Here is a 14,314-nt window from a genome sequence, read left to right on the forward strand (position 1 = left end):
GCGATGAGAAGCACAGATCAGTACGACCCGTTCAACCTGCAACGCTTTGTCCAGGCCCAGGACCCGGTGTTCGAGCGCGTGCAACGCGAACTCGATGAGGGCCGCAAGCGCAGCCACTGGATGTGGTTTGTCTTTCCGCAGTTCGCCGGCCTGGGCGGCAGTGAAATGTCCCGGCGCTTCGCCATCGGTTCAGCCGAGGAAGCCCGGGCCTATCTGGCCCACGAGCTGCTCGGCGCGCGCCTGCGTACCTGCACGCAGTTAGTGCTGAAGGTGAAACAGCGCTCGATCGCGGAGATTTTCGGCCATCCCGATGACCTGAAGTTTCATTCCTCGATGACCCTGTTCGCGCAGTTTGCCGCTGAAGACAGCGTGTTCAATCAGGCGCTGGAGCGCTACTTCCACGGCATTCTCGATGAATGGACGCTGCAGTTGCTCGACTCAAAACAGGCCCAGTTGCCCCCCGATCAGGGTTGAGAAATCGTCGTCGACAAACGGCAGAATCGCATCCGCCACCGGTTGCAGTTGCCGGGTGATGTAGTGGTCGTAGTCGATGGCCGCACGGCGCACTTCCAAAGGCTCCGGGCCGGCCAGGGTGATGACGTAGCTGATCCAGCCGCCGTTCTGGTATTGCCGTGGGCGCCCGTGCTGCGCGTTGTAGTCGTCGGCCAGCCGCGCCGCACGCACATGCGGCGGTACGTTGCGTTCGTAATCGTCGAGGGTGCGGCGCAGGCGTTTGCGGTAGACCAGTCGATCATCGAATTCGCCGGCTAGGGTTTTGCGCACGTAGTCGCGCACGTAATCCTGATAGGGCTTGCGCTGGAAAATCCGCTCGTAGAGTTCCTGCTGGAATTGCCGGGCCAGCAGCGACCAGTCGGTACGCACGGTTTCCAGACCTTTGTAGACCATTTCATCGCTGCCGTCGGCACGGGTGACCAGACCGGCATAACGTTTCTTGCTGCCCTCCTCCGCGCCGCGAATGGTCGGCATCAGGAAACGTTTGTAATGAATTTCGAATTGCAGTTCGAGGGCGCTTTCCAGGCCATATTCATCACGCACATGCGCGCGCCACCAGTCGTTGACGTGCTTGACCAGCGCATGACCGATGCTGGCCGCTTCTTCCTGCCCGTGCGGACGACGCAGCCAGACGAACGTCGAGTCGGTGTCGCCGTAGATCACCGCGTGGCCCTGCTCTTCGATCAGCTTGCGCGTGCGCAGCATGATTTCGTGACCGCGCAGGGTAATCGATGAGGCCAGCCGCGTATCGAAGAAGCGGCAACCACTGGAACCGAGTACGCCGTAGAAGGCGTTCATGATGATTTTCAGCGCTTGCGACAGCGGTGCGTTGTGCTCGCGCTTGGCGGTCTCGCGGCCCTCGGCAACGCGCGAGACAATCGACGGCAAGCAATGCCGGGTACGCGAGAACCGCGCACCTCGGAAGCCCGGCACGGAGTCGGTATCGTCCGGATGCTGCAAACCTTCAATCAGCCCGACTGGGTCGATCAGAAAGGTACGAATGATCGACGGATACAGACTCTTGTAATCGAGCACCAGCACCGATTCGTACAAGCCCGGTTGCGAGTCCATGACAAACCCGCCGGGGCTGGCCTGCGGCGGATTGGTGCCGAGGTTCGGCGCAACAAAACCCTGGCGGTGCATCAACGGCATATACAGATGCGTGAATGCTGCCACCGAGCCGCCACTGCGATCGGCCGGCAGGCCGGTGACACTGGCACGTTCCAGCAAAAAGGTCAGCAATTCAGTCTTGGCGAAGATCCGCGTGACCAGTTCGCAGTCCTTGAGGTTGTACTTGGCCAGCGCCGGTTTGTCCTCGGCGAACATGCGGTTGATTTCGTCCATTCGCTGGTACGGGTTGTCGATGGACTTGCCTTCGCCGAGCAGGGTCTGGGCGACGTTTTCCAGACTGAAGGAAGGAAAGCTCCAGGTCGCTGAACGCAGCGACTCGATACCGTCGATGATCAGCCGCCCCGCCGCCGAGGCGAAGTAGTGATTGCGGCTGCCGTGTTCGCGCCATTGCATTTCTTCGCCGCCACGGCCGATCTTCAGCGGCACGCCGAGGCGCCGCGCGTGTTCGTGGAGGATGCGTAGATCGAACTGCACGACGTTCCAGCCAATGATCGCGTCGGGGTCGTGGCGCGCGAACCAGTCATTGAGCTTCTTCAGAATGATGGTGCGCGAGTCGCAGTATTCGAGGTCGAAATCGACGATGCTGTTATCGCCGTTCGGCGCGCCGAGCATGTATACCTGACGTTCGCCGCAGCCTTCGAGGGCAATCGAATACAACTCACCGGTTTCGGTGGTTTCGATGTCGAGCGAGACCAGGCGCAGCTTCGGTCGGTAATCCGGGTCAGGTTTGAGCTGGGCGTTGAGCAACACGCCGTCGACATCGGGCGTGCCGCTGAACTGCACCGGTGCGGTGATAAAGCGCTCCATCAGATAGCGCTCCGGCGGGCGTACATCGGCTTCGAAAACGTCGACCCCGTTGCGGTTGAGCGCGGTTTCCAGGCGCATCAACTGGCCGTGTTGCTGGCAATACAGACCGAGTACCGGGCGATGTTCGAAATCCTGCAAGGCCAGCGGGCGCAGTTCGACATTCTTCTCGTCGTGCAGCAGACGTTCGGCCGCTGCGCGCTGCTCGGCGGGAATAAACGCCACCGACGGCTGATGCGGCAAACGCACACGGCGCGGCCCGGCGTCAGTCGCCAGCCAGAACTCGACTTCGGTGCCGGCCGGGGTATCGCGCCAATGCCGGGTCAGGACGAAGCCCTGCGGTAAATCCACCACTGCAACCTCAGAAATTGAATCAGAGGGGCATTCTACGCGGCATTGCACGGGATGACCCTGGCGATAAATCGGCGCCAACCCCGGAAAAAACCGGCGAATGACGTTTTTTGCGTGTTATCTGCCGCTTTGCCACCTTGCCCTGCGCGCTTGCGTCTACGATGCTTGGAGAACAACGACAACACCTGAGTAACCGCCATGAAGACCGTCGCCCAACTGCTCAAGCTCAAAGATCAGAAAAATCAGGAAGTGCACCAGATCAAGCCTGATCACATGGTGCTCGAAGCGCTGATGAAGATGGCCGAGAAAAACGTCGGCGCCTTGCTGGTGGTCGAAGACGATAAGGTGGTCGGCATCATCAGCGAACGCGATTACGCACGCAAACTGGTGCTGCATGGCCGCTCATCCGTGGGCACGCCGGTGCGCGATATCATGGTGGCGAACGTGATCACCGTCGACACCCATCAAACCGTCGACACCTGCCTGGGGATCATGTCGGACAAACGCCTGCGCCACTTGCCAGTGGTGGAGAACGGCAAGTTGATCGGCTTGCTGTCGATCGGTGACCTGGTCAAGGAAGCGATTGCCGAACAGGCAGAGCTGATCAAGCAACTGGAGCAGTACATTCGCGGGGAATAAATCCCAAAGACACCGCCGCCCCCCTGTAGGAGTGAGCCTGCTCGCGATAGCGTTCTGTCAGCCACCTTATTTGTAGGTGACAAACCGCTATCGCGAGCAGGCTCACTCCTACATTTGAATCTGCGGTGTGTTCAAGAAGGCCAATGCCGGGCAAACACCGGCGCCAGCACCGGATGCCGGTCAATCCGCTGCAACCACGCATAAAACCCCGGTCGCGTCTGGCGCAAATGCTCGCGACTGCCCGCCCAGCGTGTCACCACCGCCGCCAGCACATCCAGCGCCCCCGGCGTTTCATCATCCAGATAAAGCTCGGCGGAAAACTGGTCGGCAAACACCTCCCAACTCCAGTGCAAACGCTCGCGCGCGCCGGCGACCAGATTCTGCCGCGAGGCTTCGTCGGGCATCAGCAGCCAGCGCTCCGGATAATCGATGACGCCGATCGCCGCGTAGCAGTTGCTGACGATGTAGACCAGACCGCGAATCGCCTGATCACGATCCTCCGCTTTGGCAGGCAGCAAACCAGACTTGGGAAATGTCAGGCCCAGATGAATCAGGATCGCCGCGCTCTCGGTGATGGCGCTGCCATCGGGCAGTTGCAAGGTCGGTATCTGCTTGAGTGGATTGAGCTGCGCCAACGCCTCGGCAGCTTCGGTGCTGGCCTCGACATCAATGAAACGGTAAGCGATCTGGCACAGTTCCAGCGCCGCTTCGATGGCCGCCGCGCCTGAATTTCTGTGCCCATAGAGCTGGTACATATCCAATCCCCCCGAAAAAGCCATTGCCACAGGGTAGATGGCTGTAGCGTGGATGTAGAAATAATCTGTCTGTGTATCGGTTTTGGCACGGTTTTCCCATGCACTCGCGACTTGCGAATTCAAACCTCGCAAAACAGCGCTGGCGGTGCCCATCCCGCACCAAGAGCATTCATCGAACGCTATCCGCGTTCTTGTAAGGTGCGATACCGAACCAAAAGTTCGCGTATCCGAGCTGGCAACAAGGAGTTCACCGCGTGAATCTTCAAACGCTCTGCCGCATCACAGCCTATTTGCATTTATCCATTCGCCGCCGAGTTCATCCGAACAGTCCCGGCTGCCTTCACACTTACTTTATTACCTGACACCTCGACAGCGCACTGCGTTCGCCAATGAGTTATTGGCCGACGGCAGCGTGCTATTTATTTTTTAAATAAGACTCGGACAGTTACTACGCAAACGCAGTGCGCATTGAACGATAGCAGGATTGTCGAACAATAACTTTCAGCGCCACTTCAAGTGCACCAAAACTGCTCCACGGGTTTGAACTATTCAATACTTCAAACAGTGATTTCATTTAACCAACAACAAGGAGCATGCCCCGTGAGCCGCTAAAACATTGACCCGCACCAATTCGGTCCGCCGCGCACCAGCAAGTGCCCTGGCCGCAAGCCAAGCCGCCGCTCTATCCCGCCGATCAGCGTGATATGGCGCACAGCCTGACTCGCCTGTGAAAAAGCTCCCTCGCCCGGAGTAACGGCAATCTGCGCGCCATGGAAAAACCACGACAAGGTTAAAACTTATATAAATGCGACATGGGTAACACTCATGAAATACGCACTCTACATTTCAGCAATATCTGGCACAGCGGTTGCTATGTGTAACAAGCATGAGACACCGACCGTTGTCTTACGCAATAGAAGAACAACCAGGGAATGGCCAATGAACACTCAAAGTCGATGACGCCAAGCCAGTAAGTTTGCACAAGCCTTGTTAACCGGATAGTTCAACTATCGGCTTCTGCTCACCTTGAAGAAAGTTGCACCCACCCACTCGAACATCTCCTGGATGTTCGGACGGCACCTTATTGCCCTTCATCAACCCGAGGGAGCTTTAATGAACGATGCGGTAAAGCACAGAACCCTGCCGGGGTCGTTGCGGGAAGCGCCAATTCCGCCGCCTCCGGGCAGGCCGGCGTTTAAAGCCAACACTTCGCAACCCGGCGGTCTGAATAAACAGCAGATGGTGTTGCTGGTGGCTGTGTCGGCGCTGATACACGGCGGCGCCTGGTGGTTTCTCCAGCAATCCAAAACAGAGCCATTGCCAACGCCACCGCAGATTCCGGAAATGACCGTCGAGCTGACCAGTCCGACGCCACCGGCACCGCCCACACCGGAACCGCCACCACCGCCTCCTCCGCCACCACCGCCGGAACCGGAACAACCGGTGGAAGACGAGGACGCGGTCAAGCCACCACCGAAACCGGTGGAGAAACCCAAGCCGATCGAAAAACCGAAACCGGTCGAAAAGCCGAAACCGGTGAAAAAGGTCGAGCCACTGAAAGCGCCACCGGCGCCGGCACAACCGGCGGCTCCTGCTGCCCCGGCCACCCCGAGCGCGCCACCGGCTCCTGCCGCCGCGCCGGGTCCGGTCAAGGAGTCGGCAGCGATTTCCGGTCTCGCCAGCCTTGGCAATCCGCCGCCGGAATACCCGTCGCTGGCACTGCGGCGCAACTGGGAAGGCAGCGTGGTGCTACGCATTCAGGTACTCGCCAACGGTCGCGCCGGCACGGTGACGGTGACCAAATCCAGCGGCAAGCCGCAACTGGATGAAGCCGCCGTCGCCGCTGTGAAGAACTGGAAGTTTATTCCGGCCAAACGCGGTGACACGCCGATCGACGGCTTCGCCACCCAGACCATCGATTTCAAATTGCCGCAATAACCGAACGCTCAATCAACGCACAACCGAATAACGCAAGCGAGGTGTCACCATGAACGATTTGTCTTCGATGATTGTCCCCGGCGTGCTCTGGGGTCTGGTGCTGTTTTCCGTGGTCAGCTGGGCGATCCTGCTGGTCAAGTCGGCGCAGTACCTGCGGCAGAAAGCGCAGAACAAACAATTCAGCAAAGCCTTCTGGGGCGCGCCGGATCTGCTCACCGCCGCCGAACACGCCAGCCAGTATCCGGGCTCGCTGGCGCGTATCGCCAGCAGCGGTTTCGAAGCGCTGCTGGTGGAAGATTCGCCGCGTACCACCCAGCAATTGGCGCACACCATCAACCGTTCGGATCGCCTGGAACGCAATCTGCGCCAGCAGATCCAGAAGGAACGCCGCTCGCTGGAAAACGGCCAGGCGATCCTCGCCAGTATCGGCAGCACCGCGCCGTTCATTGGTTTGTTCGGCACCGTGTGGGGAATCATGGAAGCGCTGAAAAGCATCGGCGAAACCGGTTCGGCCAGCCTGGAAGCGGTCGCCGGTCCCATCGGTCACGCGTTGATCGCCACCGGCGTCGGTATCGCTGTCGCCGTACCGGCGGTGCTGATTTACAACTTCTTCCTGCGTCGTTTGAAACTCGCTTCGGCAGACATGGACGACTTCGCCCATGACTTCGACGCCCTCGCCTCGCGCAGTGCGTTTTCCATCAGCCGTCAGGCCATCGCCAGCAAAACCACGGCCGCCGTGCGGGAGGCCAGCTGATGTCCTTTTCCACTCAAGACAGCGATGAAGTGCTCAGCGAAATGAACGTCACGCCACTGGTTGACGTGATGCTCGTGCTGCTGGTGGTGTTCATCGTCACCGCGCCGCTGATGACCAACGCGATCAAGGTCAACCTGCCGAAAACCGACGCCGTCGCCCCCGCCGAGAAGAAGGATCCGGTGGTGGTCAGCGTCGATCAGGACGGCAAGTTCTATCTGGCGAAAACCGAGCTGGCCCCGGAATCACTGGAAGCCAGCCTCAAGGAGGTCAAGGCCAAGGACAGCGAGGTGCGCGTGCAGTTGCAGGCCGACTCCGCCGTCAATTACGGCCAGGTGGCGAAAGCAATGGCGTCGATCGAACGCTCGGGCATTACCAAGATTTCGGTGATGACCACCCACTGAGTGCGGTGGCGGCCGCGTACTGAAAACACGCGTCCGGCACCGCTGACCGAATCCCGTCGTAAACGGCCGACCGAAAAAACGCCACGCGTCTTCGGAGGGGGTCGGCTTGCTTGAAGAAAGTGGTTTTCCGCACGCGGTATCACCGATAGCGGAGCAATGAGGGGCTCACAAGGCCAATTCGATAACGTCTAAAAAGTCGGAAATAACCATGCTGATGAACACTCCACGCTTCACGCTCAAACCCTTGGTGGCAACGATTTCTCGTCACCGTTTTGTTCCGTTGTATCTGGTGGCCATGGGGATGGGCGCCGGGACTGTGCAGGCGGCCGAGGACGACAACGCTAACGTCCCGGCGGCTGCGGCGGTAGTTGCGCCGACCACGCAACTGCAACGGGTGGAAGTGACCGGTTCGGCGATTCGCCGGGTCGATGCGGAAACGGCGGTGCCGATCACCATTCTCAAGGCCGATGAGCTGCGCAAACAGGGCGTGACCACCACCGCCGAACTGGTGCAGCGCATCACCGGCAGCCAGTCGATCAACAACAGCGCCGGCTCCGTGGGCGCAGCCACCGGCGGCGCCTCATTCGCCGACATGCGCGGCATCGGTGCGAACAAGACGCTGGTGCTGCTCAACGGTCGACGCCTGGCCAACAACGCCTTGTCCGGGACCAACTCGGCCGGCGGCGCGGTGGATCTGAACATGATCCCGTTTGCCGCCATCGAGCGCGTGGAAGTCCTGCGTGACGGAGCCTCGGCCTTGTACGGCACCGACGCCATCGGCGGCGTGATCAACTTCATCACCAAGAAATCCCTGACCGACGGCCAACTGACCCTCGGCGGCGAAACCCCGACCCACAGCGGCGGCGGCCAAACCAAAGACATGAGCGCCAGTTGGGGCTACGGCGATCTGGAAGAAGACCGCTTCAACGTCCTCGGCGTGTTTAACTACAACAAGCAGCAGAACCTCGACGCCAACGACCGCTCCTTCGCTACCGACTACGCCCCCGGTCGCGGCCTCGATCAGACCTCCGGCACCGCGTTTCCCGGCAACTACAGCCAGAACGGCAACGCCACCAACCCGCTGGCCAACAGCAATTGCAACGGGCCGAACCTGGTCGCCCGAGACGGCTTGTGCCGCTTCAGCACCCGCGAATACATCGACCTGGTGCCACAGACCGAGAAGACCTCGTTCTTCGGCAAAACCACCGGCAAACTCGGCGACGATCACAACGTCAATCTCGAGTACTTCTGGTCGCGCAACAACAACGCCACGGCGATTGGCCCGGCGCCACTGACCGGCCTGAGCCTCGACGGCTCGTCGCCCTACTACCCCGGCAACGGCATCACCCCGGCGCCGACCGATTTCGCCCTCGACCCGACCCAACCGGTCGATGTGAACTGGCGCGAAACCGCTGCAGGCCCGCGCGAATCGAAAGACCAGAACACCAGCCAGCGCTTCCTGCTCAGTTTCGATGGTCTGGTTGGCGGTTGGGATTACAACGTCGGCGCCTCGTACAACCAGAACAAAATCGTCTCCAGCGTCACCAGTGGCTATGTCAGCGACCAGGCGATGATCAATGGTCTGGCCAGTGGTTTGCTCAACCCGTTCGGCCCGCAATCGGCCGCCGGCCAGCAGTACATCGACAACGCGGCGTATCACGGCGCCTATTCCACTGCGGTGGGCCGTGTAGCCGGTTTTGATGGTCGTATCAGTCGTGAAATCGGCGACTGGTTCGGCGCCGGCCCGTCCGGTCTGGCACTGGGTGGCGAATACCGCAAAGAGAAATTCCATCAGGACTTCGAGTCGTTCGCCGGCGACATCCAGAGCCTCGGCATCGACCCCAACGGCAGTGTCGAGGGCGACCGCAGCGTCAAAGCCGCCTACGCCGAAATCAACGTGCCGGTGCTCGACAGCCTCGAACTGTCCGCCGCCGTGCGTCACGACAAATACAGCGACTTCGGCAGCACCACCAACCCGAAATACTCGTTCCGTTATCAGCCGTTGAAAGAGCTGGTGGTGCGTGGCGCCTACAGTGAAGGCTTCCGGGCGCCGTCGCTGTACGAACTGTATTCACCGCGCAGCATCACTTTCACTCAGGGCTACTACAACGACCCGGTGCTGTGTACCGGCGGTGTGGTGCAACCGGGCGGCAACGGCGGCCGCGATTGCGGTCAGCAGTTCCTCAATCAGATTGGCGGCAACGAAGACCTGGCCCCGGAGAAGGCGCGTAACGTAACGCTGGGCTTCGTCTATCAGCCGATCAACAACCTGTCGGTAGGTCTGGATTTCTGGTGGATCCACATCTCCAACCAGATCCAGCCGTTCCCGGAATCCACCGTGTTTGATCAGGCCGGCTCTTACCCGGATCGCTTCGTGCGCAACGCCGATGGCACGCTCAACTACATCGTCACCGGCAACGCCAACCTCGGCATCGTCGAAACCAACGGTGTCGATGTGTCGCTGGACTATCGCTTCCCGAACACGCCGTACGGTCAGTTCGGTCTGGGCCTGCAAGGCACTTATGTTGACGAGTACGACTTCCAGAGCACCATCAAAGGCCCGTTTACCGACAAGGTCGGCGACTTTCAGGGTGACGGTGTGATCGCGCGCTGGAAGCACAACCTCACCGGCAGCTGGACCTTCGGCGCGGCGCGGGCGGCACTGACCAACCGCTTCACCACGGGTTACAACGACTACGACCGCGACACCCACGCGCGCGTGGCGTCGTATTCGGTGTGGGACCTGTCGGCCGGCTACACCTTCAACAAGGTGCTGGATGTCGATGCCGGGATGAAGAACGTGTTCGACCGCAACCCGCCGTTCTCCAACCAGGCCTACAACTTCCAGAGCGGCTATGACCCGCGCTACACCGACCCGCTGGGCCGCACCTTGTTTGCGCGCATGACTTACCACTTCTAACCGGAAACAGAACACATCTCCCCCTGTGGGAGCGAGCCTGCTCGCGAAAGCGGTGGATCAGCAAGAGAGATGTCGGCTGACAAGACGCCTTCGCGAGCAGGCTCGCTCCCACATTGGGTCCGTGGCCTTTCAGGGATTTTCAGGAGTGATTGCATGAGTTTTTTGCGCAACATGGCAGGCCTGCTTTTGGGCAGTGCGCTGCTGTGCACCGGCACTTCGGCGCTGGCCGGCGGCAGTTATGCGCTGACGGTGTACGGCGAGGCGCCGAAGTATCCGGCGAATTTCCAGCATTTCGATTTCGTCGATCCCAAGGCGCCCAAGGGGGGTTCGCTCAGTCGCGCGTCGATGGAGATCGGTCAGTACAACTACATCAGCCCGTATGCCGATCAGGGCATTTCCGTGGTGCAGGTCAATGACTGGGTGTATTCGCCGCTGGCGTTTCGGTCGCTCGACGAGCCCTACACCGTTTACGCATTGGTCGCGCAGCAGATCGAGCGCGATCCCGATGGACTCTGGGTGCGCTTCACCCTCAATCCAAAAGCACGTTTCGCCGACGGTACACCGATCACCGCCGAAGACGTGCGCTACACCTTCAACCTGTTGATGACCAAAGGCAGCCTGAGTTATCGCCAGCAATACGCCGATGTGCAGGACGTGCTGATCGAAGGCCCACGGCAGGTGCGCTTCACCTTCAAGAACAACCTCAACCGCACCTTGGCGCTGGATCTGGCGACGATGCGCGTGGTCCCCGAGCACTGGTGGAAAACCCGCGACTTCGCCAATGGCGGCGGTTTCGAGCCACCGCTGGGCAGCGGCCCGTACCGGGTCAGCAAGGTCGACGCCGGGCGCAGCATCAGTTTCGAGCGCGATCCGGACTGGTGGGGCAAAGACCTGCCGGTCAGTCGCGGGATGTACAACTTCGACACGCTCACGGTGAATTTCTACGGTGACACCGACGTCGCCCGCCAACTGCTGCAGGCCGGCGCGTTCGACTACAACCGCGAGTTCTCCTCGTCCGGTTATGTGGTCGGCTATGACAGCCCGGCATTGCGCGACGGTCGTTTGCAACAGTCGATCCTCGCCCCGGACAAACCCACCGCCGCTCAGGGCTTCGTGTTCAACCTGCAGAACCCGTTCTTCCAGGATCGCCGCGTGCGTCAGGCGATCAGCCTGCTGTGGGATTTCGAGTGGACCAACAAACAGATGATGCGCGGCTTCTACGTGCGCCAGAACAGCTTCTGGCCGAAGAGCGAAATGGCCGCCACCGCCCTGCCCGACGCCGAAGAATTGAAGATCCTCGAACCGCTGCGTGGGCAGATTCCCGACGAGGTCTTCACCGAGGTTTATCAGGCGCCGAAAACCGATGGCAGCGGCTACATCCGCGATAAACAACTGCAAGCACTGAAGCTGCTCGCCGAGGCCGGTTGGACACCGCAACACAATCGCTTGGTCAACGCTGCTGGCGAGCCGCTGGAGTTCACCTTTCTCGACGGTCAGGGCGGCTTCGATCGCATGCTATTGCCGTTCAAACGCACCCTTGCGCAGATCGGCATCACGTTGAATCTGCGGCGCATCGATTCGGCGCAGTACGTCAACCGCCTCAACGCCCGCGACTACGACATGATCGTCACCAGTTTCCCGCGCAGCGGCGATCCGATCGTCTCCCCCGGCCGCGAGTTGTACAGCCTGTACGCCTCGCAAAGTGCCACGCAAGTCGGCAGTTCCAACTCGATGGTGCTGGCCAATCCGGCGGTCGATCAACTGATCGACGGGCTGGTCCAGGCCAACAGCCGCGAAGCCATGGTGCATTACGCCCGCGCCCTCGACCGGGTGCTGCAATGGGGTTACTACATGATTCCCAACTACTACTCCAAAGGCACGCCGACGGTGTATCAGAACCGCTTCGGCATGCCGGCCGTGCAACCGGCCTACGACGAAGGCCTCAACACCTGGTGGGAGGTCTCGGCCAAGGCGTTGACCACGCAACAGATGCACAGCCAGCTTGCGGGGGGCCAGTGACATGTTGCGTTATCTGAGTCGACGTTTGCTGCTGATCATCCCGACGCTGCTGTGCATTCTGGTGGTGAATTTTCTGATTGTGCAGGCCGCGCCGGGTGGGCCGGTGGAGCAGGCGATTGCCCGCTTGCAAGGCTTCGGCGGGCACAGCATGGGCGGTGGTGGCGAGGTTACTGCAATTGGCGGCGCCGGGCGCAGCAGCCGTGGCCTCGATCCGGCGCTGATCGAGGAGATCAAACACCATTACGGCTTCGACAAACCGATGCACGAACGTTTGTGGCTGATGCTGAAAAACTATGCGCAGCTGGATCTGGGCAGCAGCTTTTTTCGCGGCGCCAAGGTCACTGATCTGATCGTGCAGAAGTTGCCGGTGTCGCTGTCGCTGGGTTTATGGGCGACGCTGATCACCTACCTGATTTCGATCCCGCTGGGCATTCGCAAAGCGATCAGGAACGGCAGCGCGTTTGATGTCTGGAGCAGCACGGCGATCATCATCGGCTACGCGATGCCAGCGTTCCTCTTCGCGATTCTGTTGATCGTGGTGTTTGCCGGTGGCAGCTACGTCAACTGGTTTCCGGTGCAAGGGCTGGTCTCGGACAACTTCGACAGCCTGAGCACATTGGGCAAGGTCGGCGACTACCTCTGGCACCTGGTGTTGCCGGTGACGGCGCTGGTGATCGGCGGCTTCGCCACGCTGACGATCCTCACCAAAAACAGCTTCCTCAACGAGATCAGCCGTCAGTACGTGATCACCGCGCGGGCCAAGGGTCTGACTGAGCGTCGCGTGCTCTATGGCCATGTGTTTCGCAACGCCATGTTGTTGGTGGTGGCCGGTGTGCCGTCGGCACTGATCGAGGTGTTTTTCGCCGGTTCCTTGCTGATCGAAACCATCTTCAACCTCGACGGCCTCGGGCGCATGAGTTATGAGGCGGCAGTGTCGCGCGACTATCCGGTGGTATTCGGCGCGCTGTTTCTGTTCACCCTCTTCGGTTTGCTGATCAAGCTGATCGGCGACCTCTGCTACACCCTGCTCGACCCGCGCATCGACTTCTCGGCGAGGACTGCCTGATGTTCACTCTTTCCCCTCTCGGCCAGCGCCGCGTTGCGCAGTTCAAGGCCAATCGACGTGGACGCTGGTCGCTGTGGCTGTTTATCGGACTGTGCGTGATTTGCCTGGGCGGTGAGTTGATCGCCAACGACAAGCCGCTGGTGATCCGTTATCACGACGCTTTCTACTTCCCGATCCTCAGCGATTACCTGGAAACCGATTTCGGCGGCGAGCTGCCGTTTCAACCGGATTACGCCAGCAGTTACGTACACAAGCTGATTGAGGATCAGGGCGGCTGGATGCTGTTTCCGCCGATCCCGTTCAGTTACGACACGGTCAATTACGACCTCAGCGAACCGGCACCGAGTCCGCCGTCATCGAGCAATTGGCTGGGCACCGATGATCAGGCGCGCGATGTGTTGGCGCGGGTGATTTTCGGCACGCGGATTTCGATTCTGTTTGCGCTGATCCTCACTGGCATCAGTGCGTTGATCGGCATCGTTGCCGGGGCGTTGCAGGGTTATTACGGTGGCTGGGTCGACTTGCTCGGACAACGGCTGCTGGAGATCTGGTCGGGGTTGCCGGTGCTGTACCTGCTGATCATTTTGTCCGGGTTTGTCTCGCCGAGTTTCTGGTGGTTGCTGGGGATCATGGCGCTGTTTTCCTGGCTGGCATTGGTCGATGTGGTACGTGCCGAGTTCTTGCGCGGACGCAATCTGGAATACGTCAAAGCCGCGCGAGCGCTGGGCCTGACCGACAACGAACTGATGTGCCGGCACATCCTGCCCAACGCGATGACCTCCACCCTCACCTACCTGCCGTTCATTCTCACCGGCGCCATCGCCACCCTGACTGCGCTGGATTTTCTCGGCTTTGGCATGCCGGCCGGCACTGCGTCGCTGGGCGAATTGATCGGTCAGGCCAAGCGCAATCTGCAAGCGCCATGGCTGGGGCTAACGGCGTTTTTTGCGTTGGCACTGATTCTGTCCTTGTTGGTTTTTATTGGTGAGGCTTGCCGTGATGCATTCGATCCCCGGAGCTGAG

Annotated in this window: 11 protein-coding genes; 9 read left to right on the forward strand and 2 right to left on the reverse strand. The window is 60.3% G+C overall.

Features of this window, described 5'->3' with window-relative positions; translation table 11 throughout:
• Positions 1-3: 3 nt before the first annotated feature.
• Positions 4-474 (forward strand): DUF1810 domain-containing protein, encoded by a 471-nt coding sequence (locus tag HU754_RS19925; protein WP_186624132.1) that lies wholly within the window; start codon positions 4-6, stop codon positions 472-474.
• On the opposite strand, the gene HU754_RS19930 is transcribed toward HU754_RS19925, so the two are convergent.
• The gene (locus tag HU754_RS19930) at positions 439-2,799 is read right to left on the reverse strand and encodes a DNA polymerase II (protein ID WP_186624131.1); all 2,361 of its coding nucleotides are present in this window, start codon (positions 2,797-2,799) and stop codon (positions 439-441) included. The genes HU754_RS19925 and HU754_RS19930 overlap by 36 nt on opposite strands.
• Positions 2,800-2,997: 198 nt before the next feature.
• On the opposite strand from HU754_RS19930, the gene HU754_RS19935 reads away from it, so the two are divergent.
• A complete protein-coding gene (locus tag HU754_RS19935; RefSeq protein WP_008084932.1) occupies positions 2,998-3,438 on the forward strand; it encodes a CBS domain-containing protein in 441 nt (146 codons plus the stop codon).
• Between the two features lie 131 nt (positions 3,439-3,569).
• On the opposite strand, the gene HU754_RS19940 is transcribed toward HU754_RS19935, so the two are convergent.
• Positions 3,570-4,193: a glutathione S-transferase gene (locus HU754_RS19940; RefSeq protein WP_186624130.1), complete on the reverse strand. Its 624-nt coding sequence runs from the start codon at positions 4,191-4,193 to the stop codon at positions 3,570-3,572.
• Between the two features lie 1,113 nt (positions 4,194-5,306).
• Between HU754_RS19940 and HU754_RS19945 the strand changes: the two genes are divergently transcribed.
• From HU754_RS19945 to HU754_RS19975, 7 genes are all read left to right on the forward strand, one after another.
• Positions 5,307-6,131: an energy transducer TonB gene (locus HU754_RS19945; RefSeq protein ID WP_186624129.1), complete on the forward strand. Its 825-nt coding sequence runs from the start codon at positions 5,307-5,309 to the stop codon at positions 6,129-6,131.
• Between the two features lie 67 nt (positions 6,132-6,198).
• On the forward strand, positions 6,199-6,885 hold the full coding sequence (locus tag HU754_RS19950) for a MotA/TolQ/ExbB proton channel family protein (protein WP_371748312.1): 687 nt from the start codon (positions 6,199-6,201) through the stop codon (positions 6,883-6,885).
• The gene (locus HU754_RS19955) at positions 6,885-7,286 is read left to right on the forward strand and encodes an ExbD/TolR family protein (protein WP_093433931.1); all 402 of its coding nucleotides are present in this window, start codon (positions 6,885-6,887) and stop codon (positions 7,284-7,286) included. Before HU754_RS19950 ends, HU754_RS19955 begins: the two co-directional genes overlap by 1 nt.
• Positions 7,287-7,494: 208 nt before the next feature.
• Positions 7,495-10,206: a TonB-dependent receptor gene (locus HU754_RS19960; RefSeq protein WP_186624128.1), complete on the forward strand. Its 2,712-nt coding sequence runs from the start codon at positions 7,495-7,497 to the stop codon at positions 10,204-10,206.
• A gap of 153 nt (positions 10,207-10,359) precedes the next feature.
• Positions 10,360-12,225 (forward strand): extracellular solute-binding protein, encoded by a 1,866-nt coding sequence (locus HU754_RS19965; protein WP_186624127.1) that lies wholly within the window; start codon positions 10,360-10,362, stop codon positions 12,223-12,225.
• 1 nt (position 12,226) lies between these two features.
• The gene (locus HU754_RS19970) at positions 12,227-13,291 is read left to right on the forward strand and encodes a microcin C ABC transporter permease YejB (RefSeq protein WP_116256012.1); all 1,065 of its coding nucleotides are present in this window, start codon (positions 12,227-12,229) and stop codon (positions 13,289-13,291) included.
• Positions 13,291-14,313, forward strand: coding sequence for an ABC transporter permease (locus HU754_RS19975; RefSeq protein WP_186624126.1), 1,023 nt, complete (start codon positions 13,291-13,293; stop codon positions 14,311-14,313). Before HU754_RS19970 ends, HU754_RS19975 begins: the two co-directional genes overlap by 1 nt.
• Position 14,314: the final 1 nt, after the last annotated feature.

Source organism: Pseudomonas zeae (genome assembly GCF_014268485.2).
Taxonomy (GTDB): Bacteria; Pseudomonadota; Gammaproteobacteria; order Pseudomonadales; family Pseudomonadaceae; genus Aquipseudomonas; species Aquipseudomonas neuropathica.

Coding starts and splice junctions, on each gene's coding strand:
- HU754_RS19925 (WP_186624132.1), top strand. CDS start 4: ATGAGAAGCACAGATCAGTACGACCCGTTCAACCTGCAACGCTTTGTC.
- HU754_RS19935 (WP_008084932.1), top strand. CDS start 2,998: ATGAAGACCGTCGCCCAACTGCTCAAGCTCAAAGATCAGAAAAATCAG.
- HU754_RS19940 (WP_186624130.1), bottom strand. CDS start 4,193: ATGTACCAGCTCTATGGGCACAGAAATTCAGGCGCGGCGGCCATCGAA.
- HU754_RS19945 (WP_186624129.1), top strand. CDS start 5,307: ATGAACGATGCGGTAAAGCACAGAACCCTGCCGGGGTCGTTGCGGGAA.
- HU754_RS19950 (WP_371748312.1), top strand. CDS start 6,199: ATGATTGTCCCCGGCGTGCTCTGGGGTCTGGTGCTGTTTTCCGTGGTC.
- HU754_RS19955 (WP_093433931.1), top strand. CDS start 6,885: ATGTCCTTTTCCACTCAAGACAGCGATGAAGTGCTCAGCGAAATGAAC.
- HU754_RS19960 (WP_186624128.1), top strand. CDS start 7,495: ATGCTGATGAACACTCCACGCTTCACGCTCAAACCCTTGGTGGCAACG.
- HU754_RS19965 (WP_186624127.1), top strand. CDS start 10,360: ATGAGTTTTTTGCGCAACATGGCAGGCCTGCTTTTGGGCAGTGCGCTG.
- HU754_RS19970 (WP_116256012.1), top strand. CDS start 12,227: ATGTTGCGTTATCTGAGTCGACGTTTGCTGCTGATCATCCCGACGCTG.
- HU754_RS19975 (WP_186624126.1), top strand. CDS start 13,291: ATGTTCACTCTTTCCCCTCTCGGCCAGCGCCGCGTTGCGCAGTTCAAG.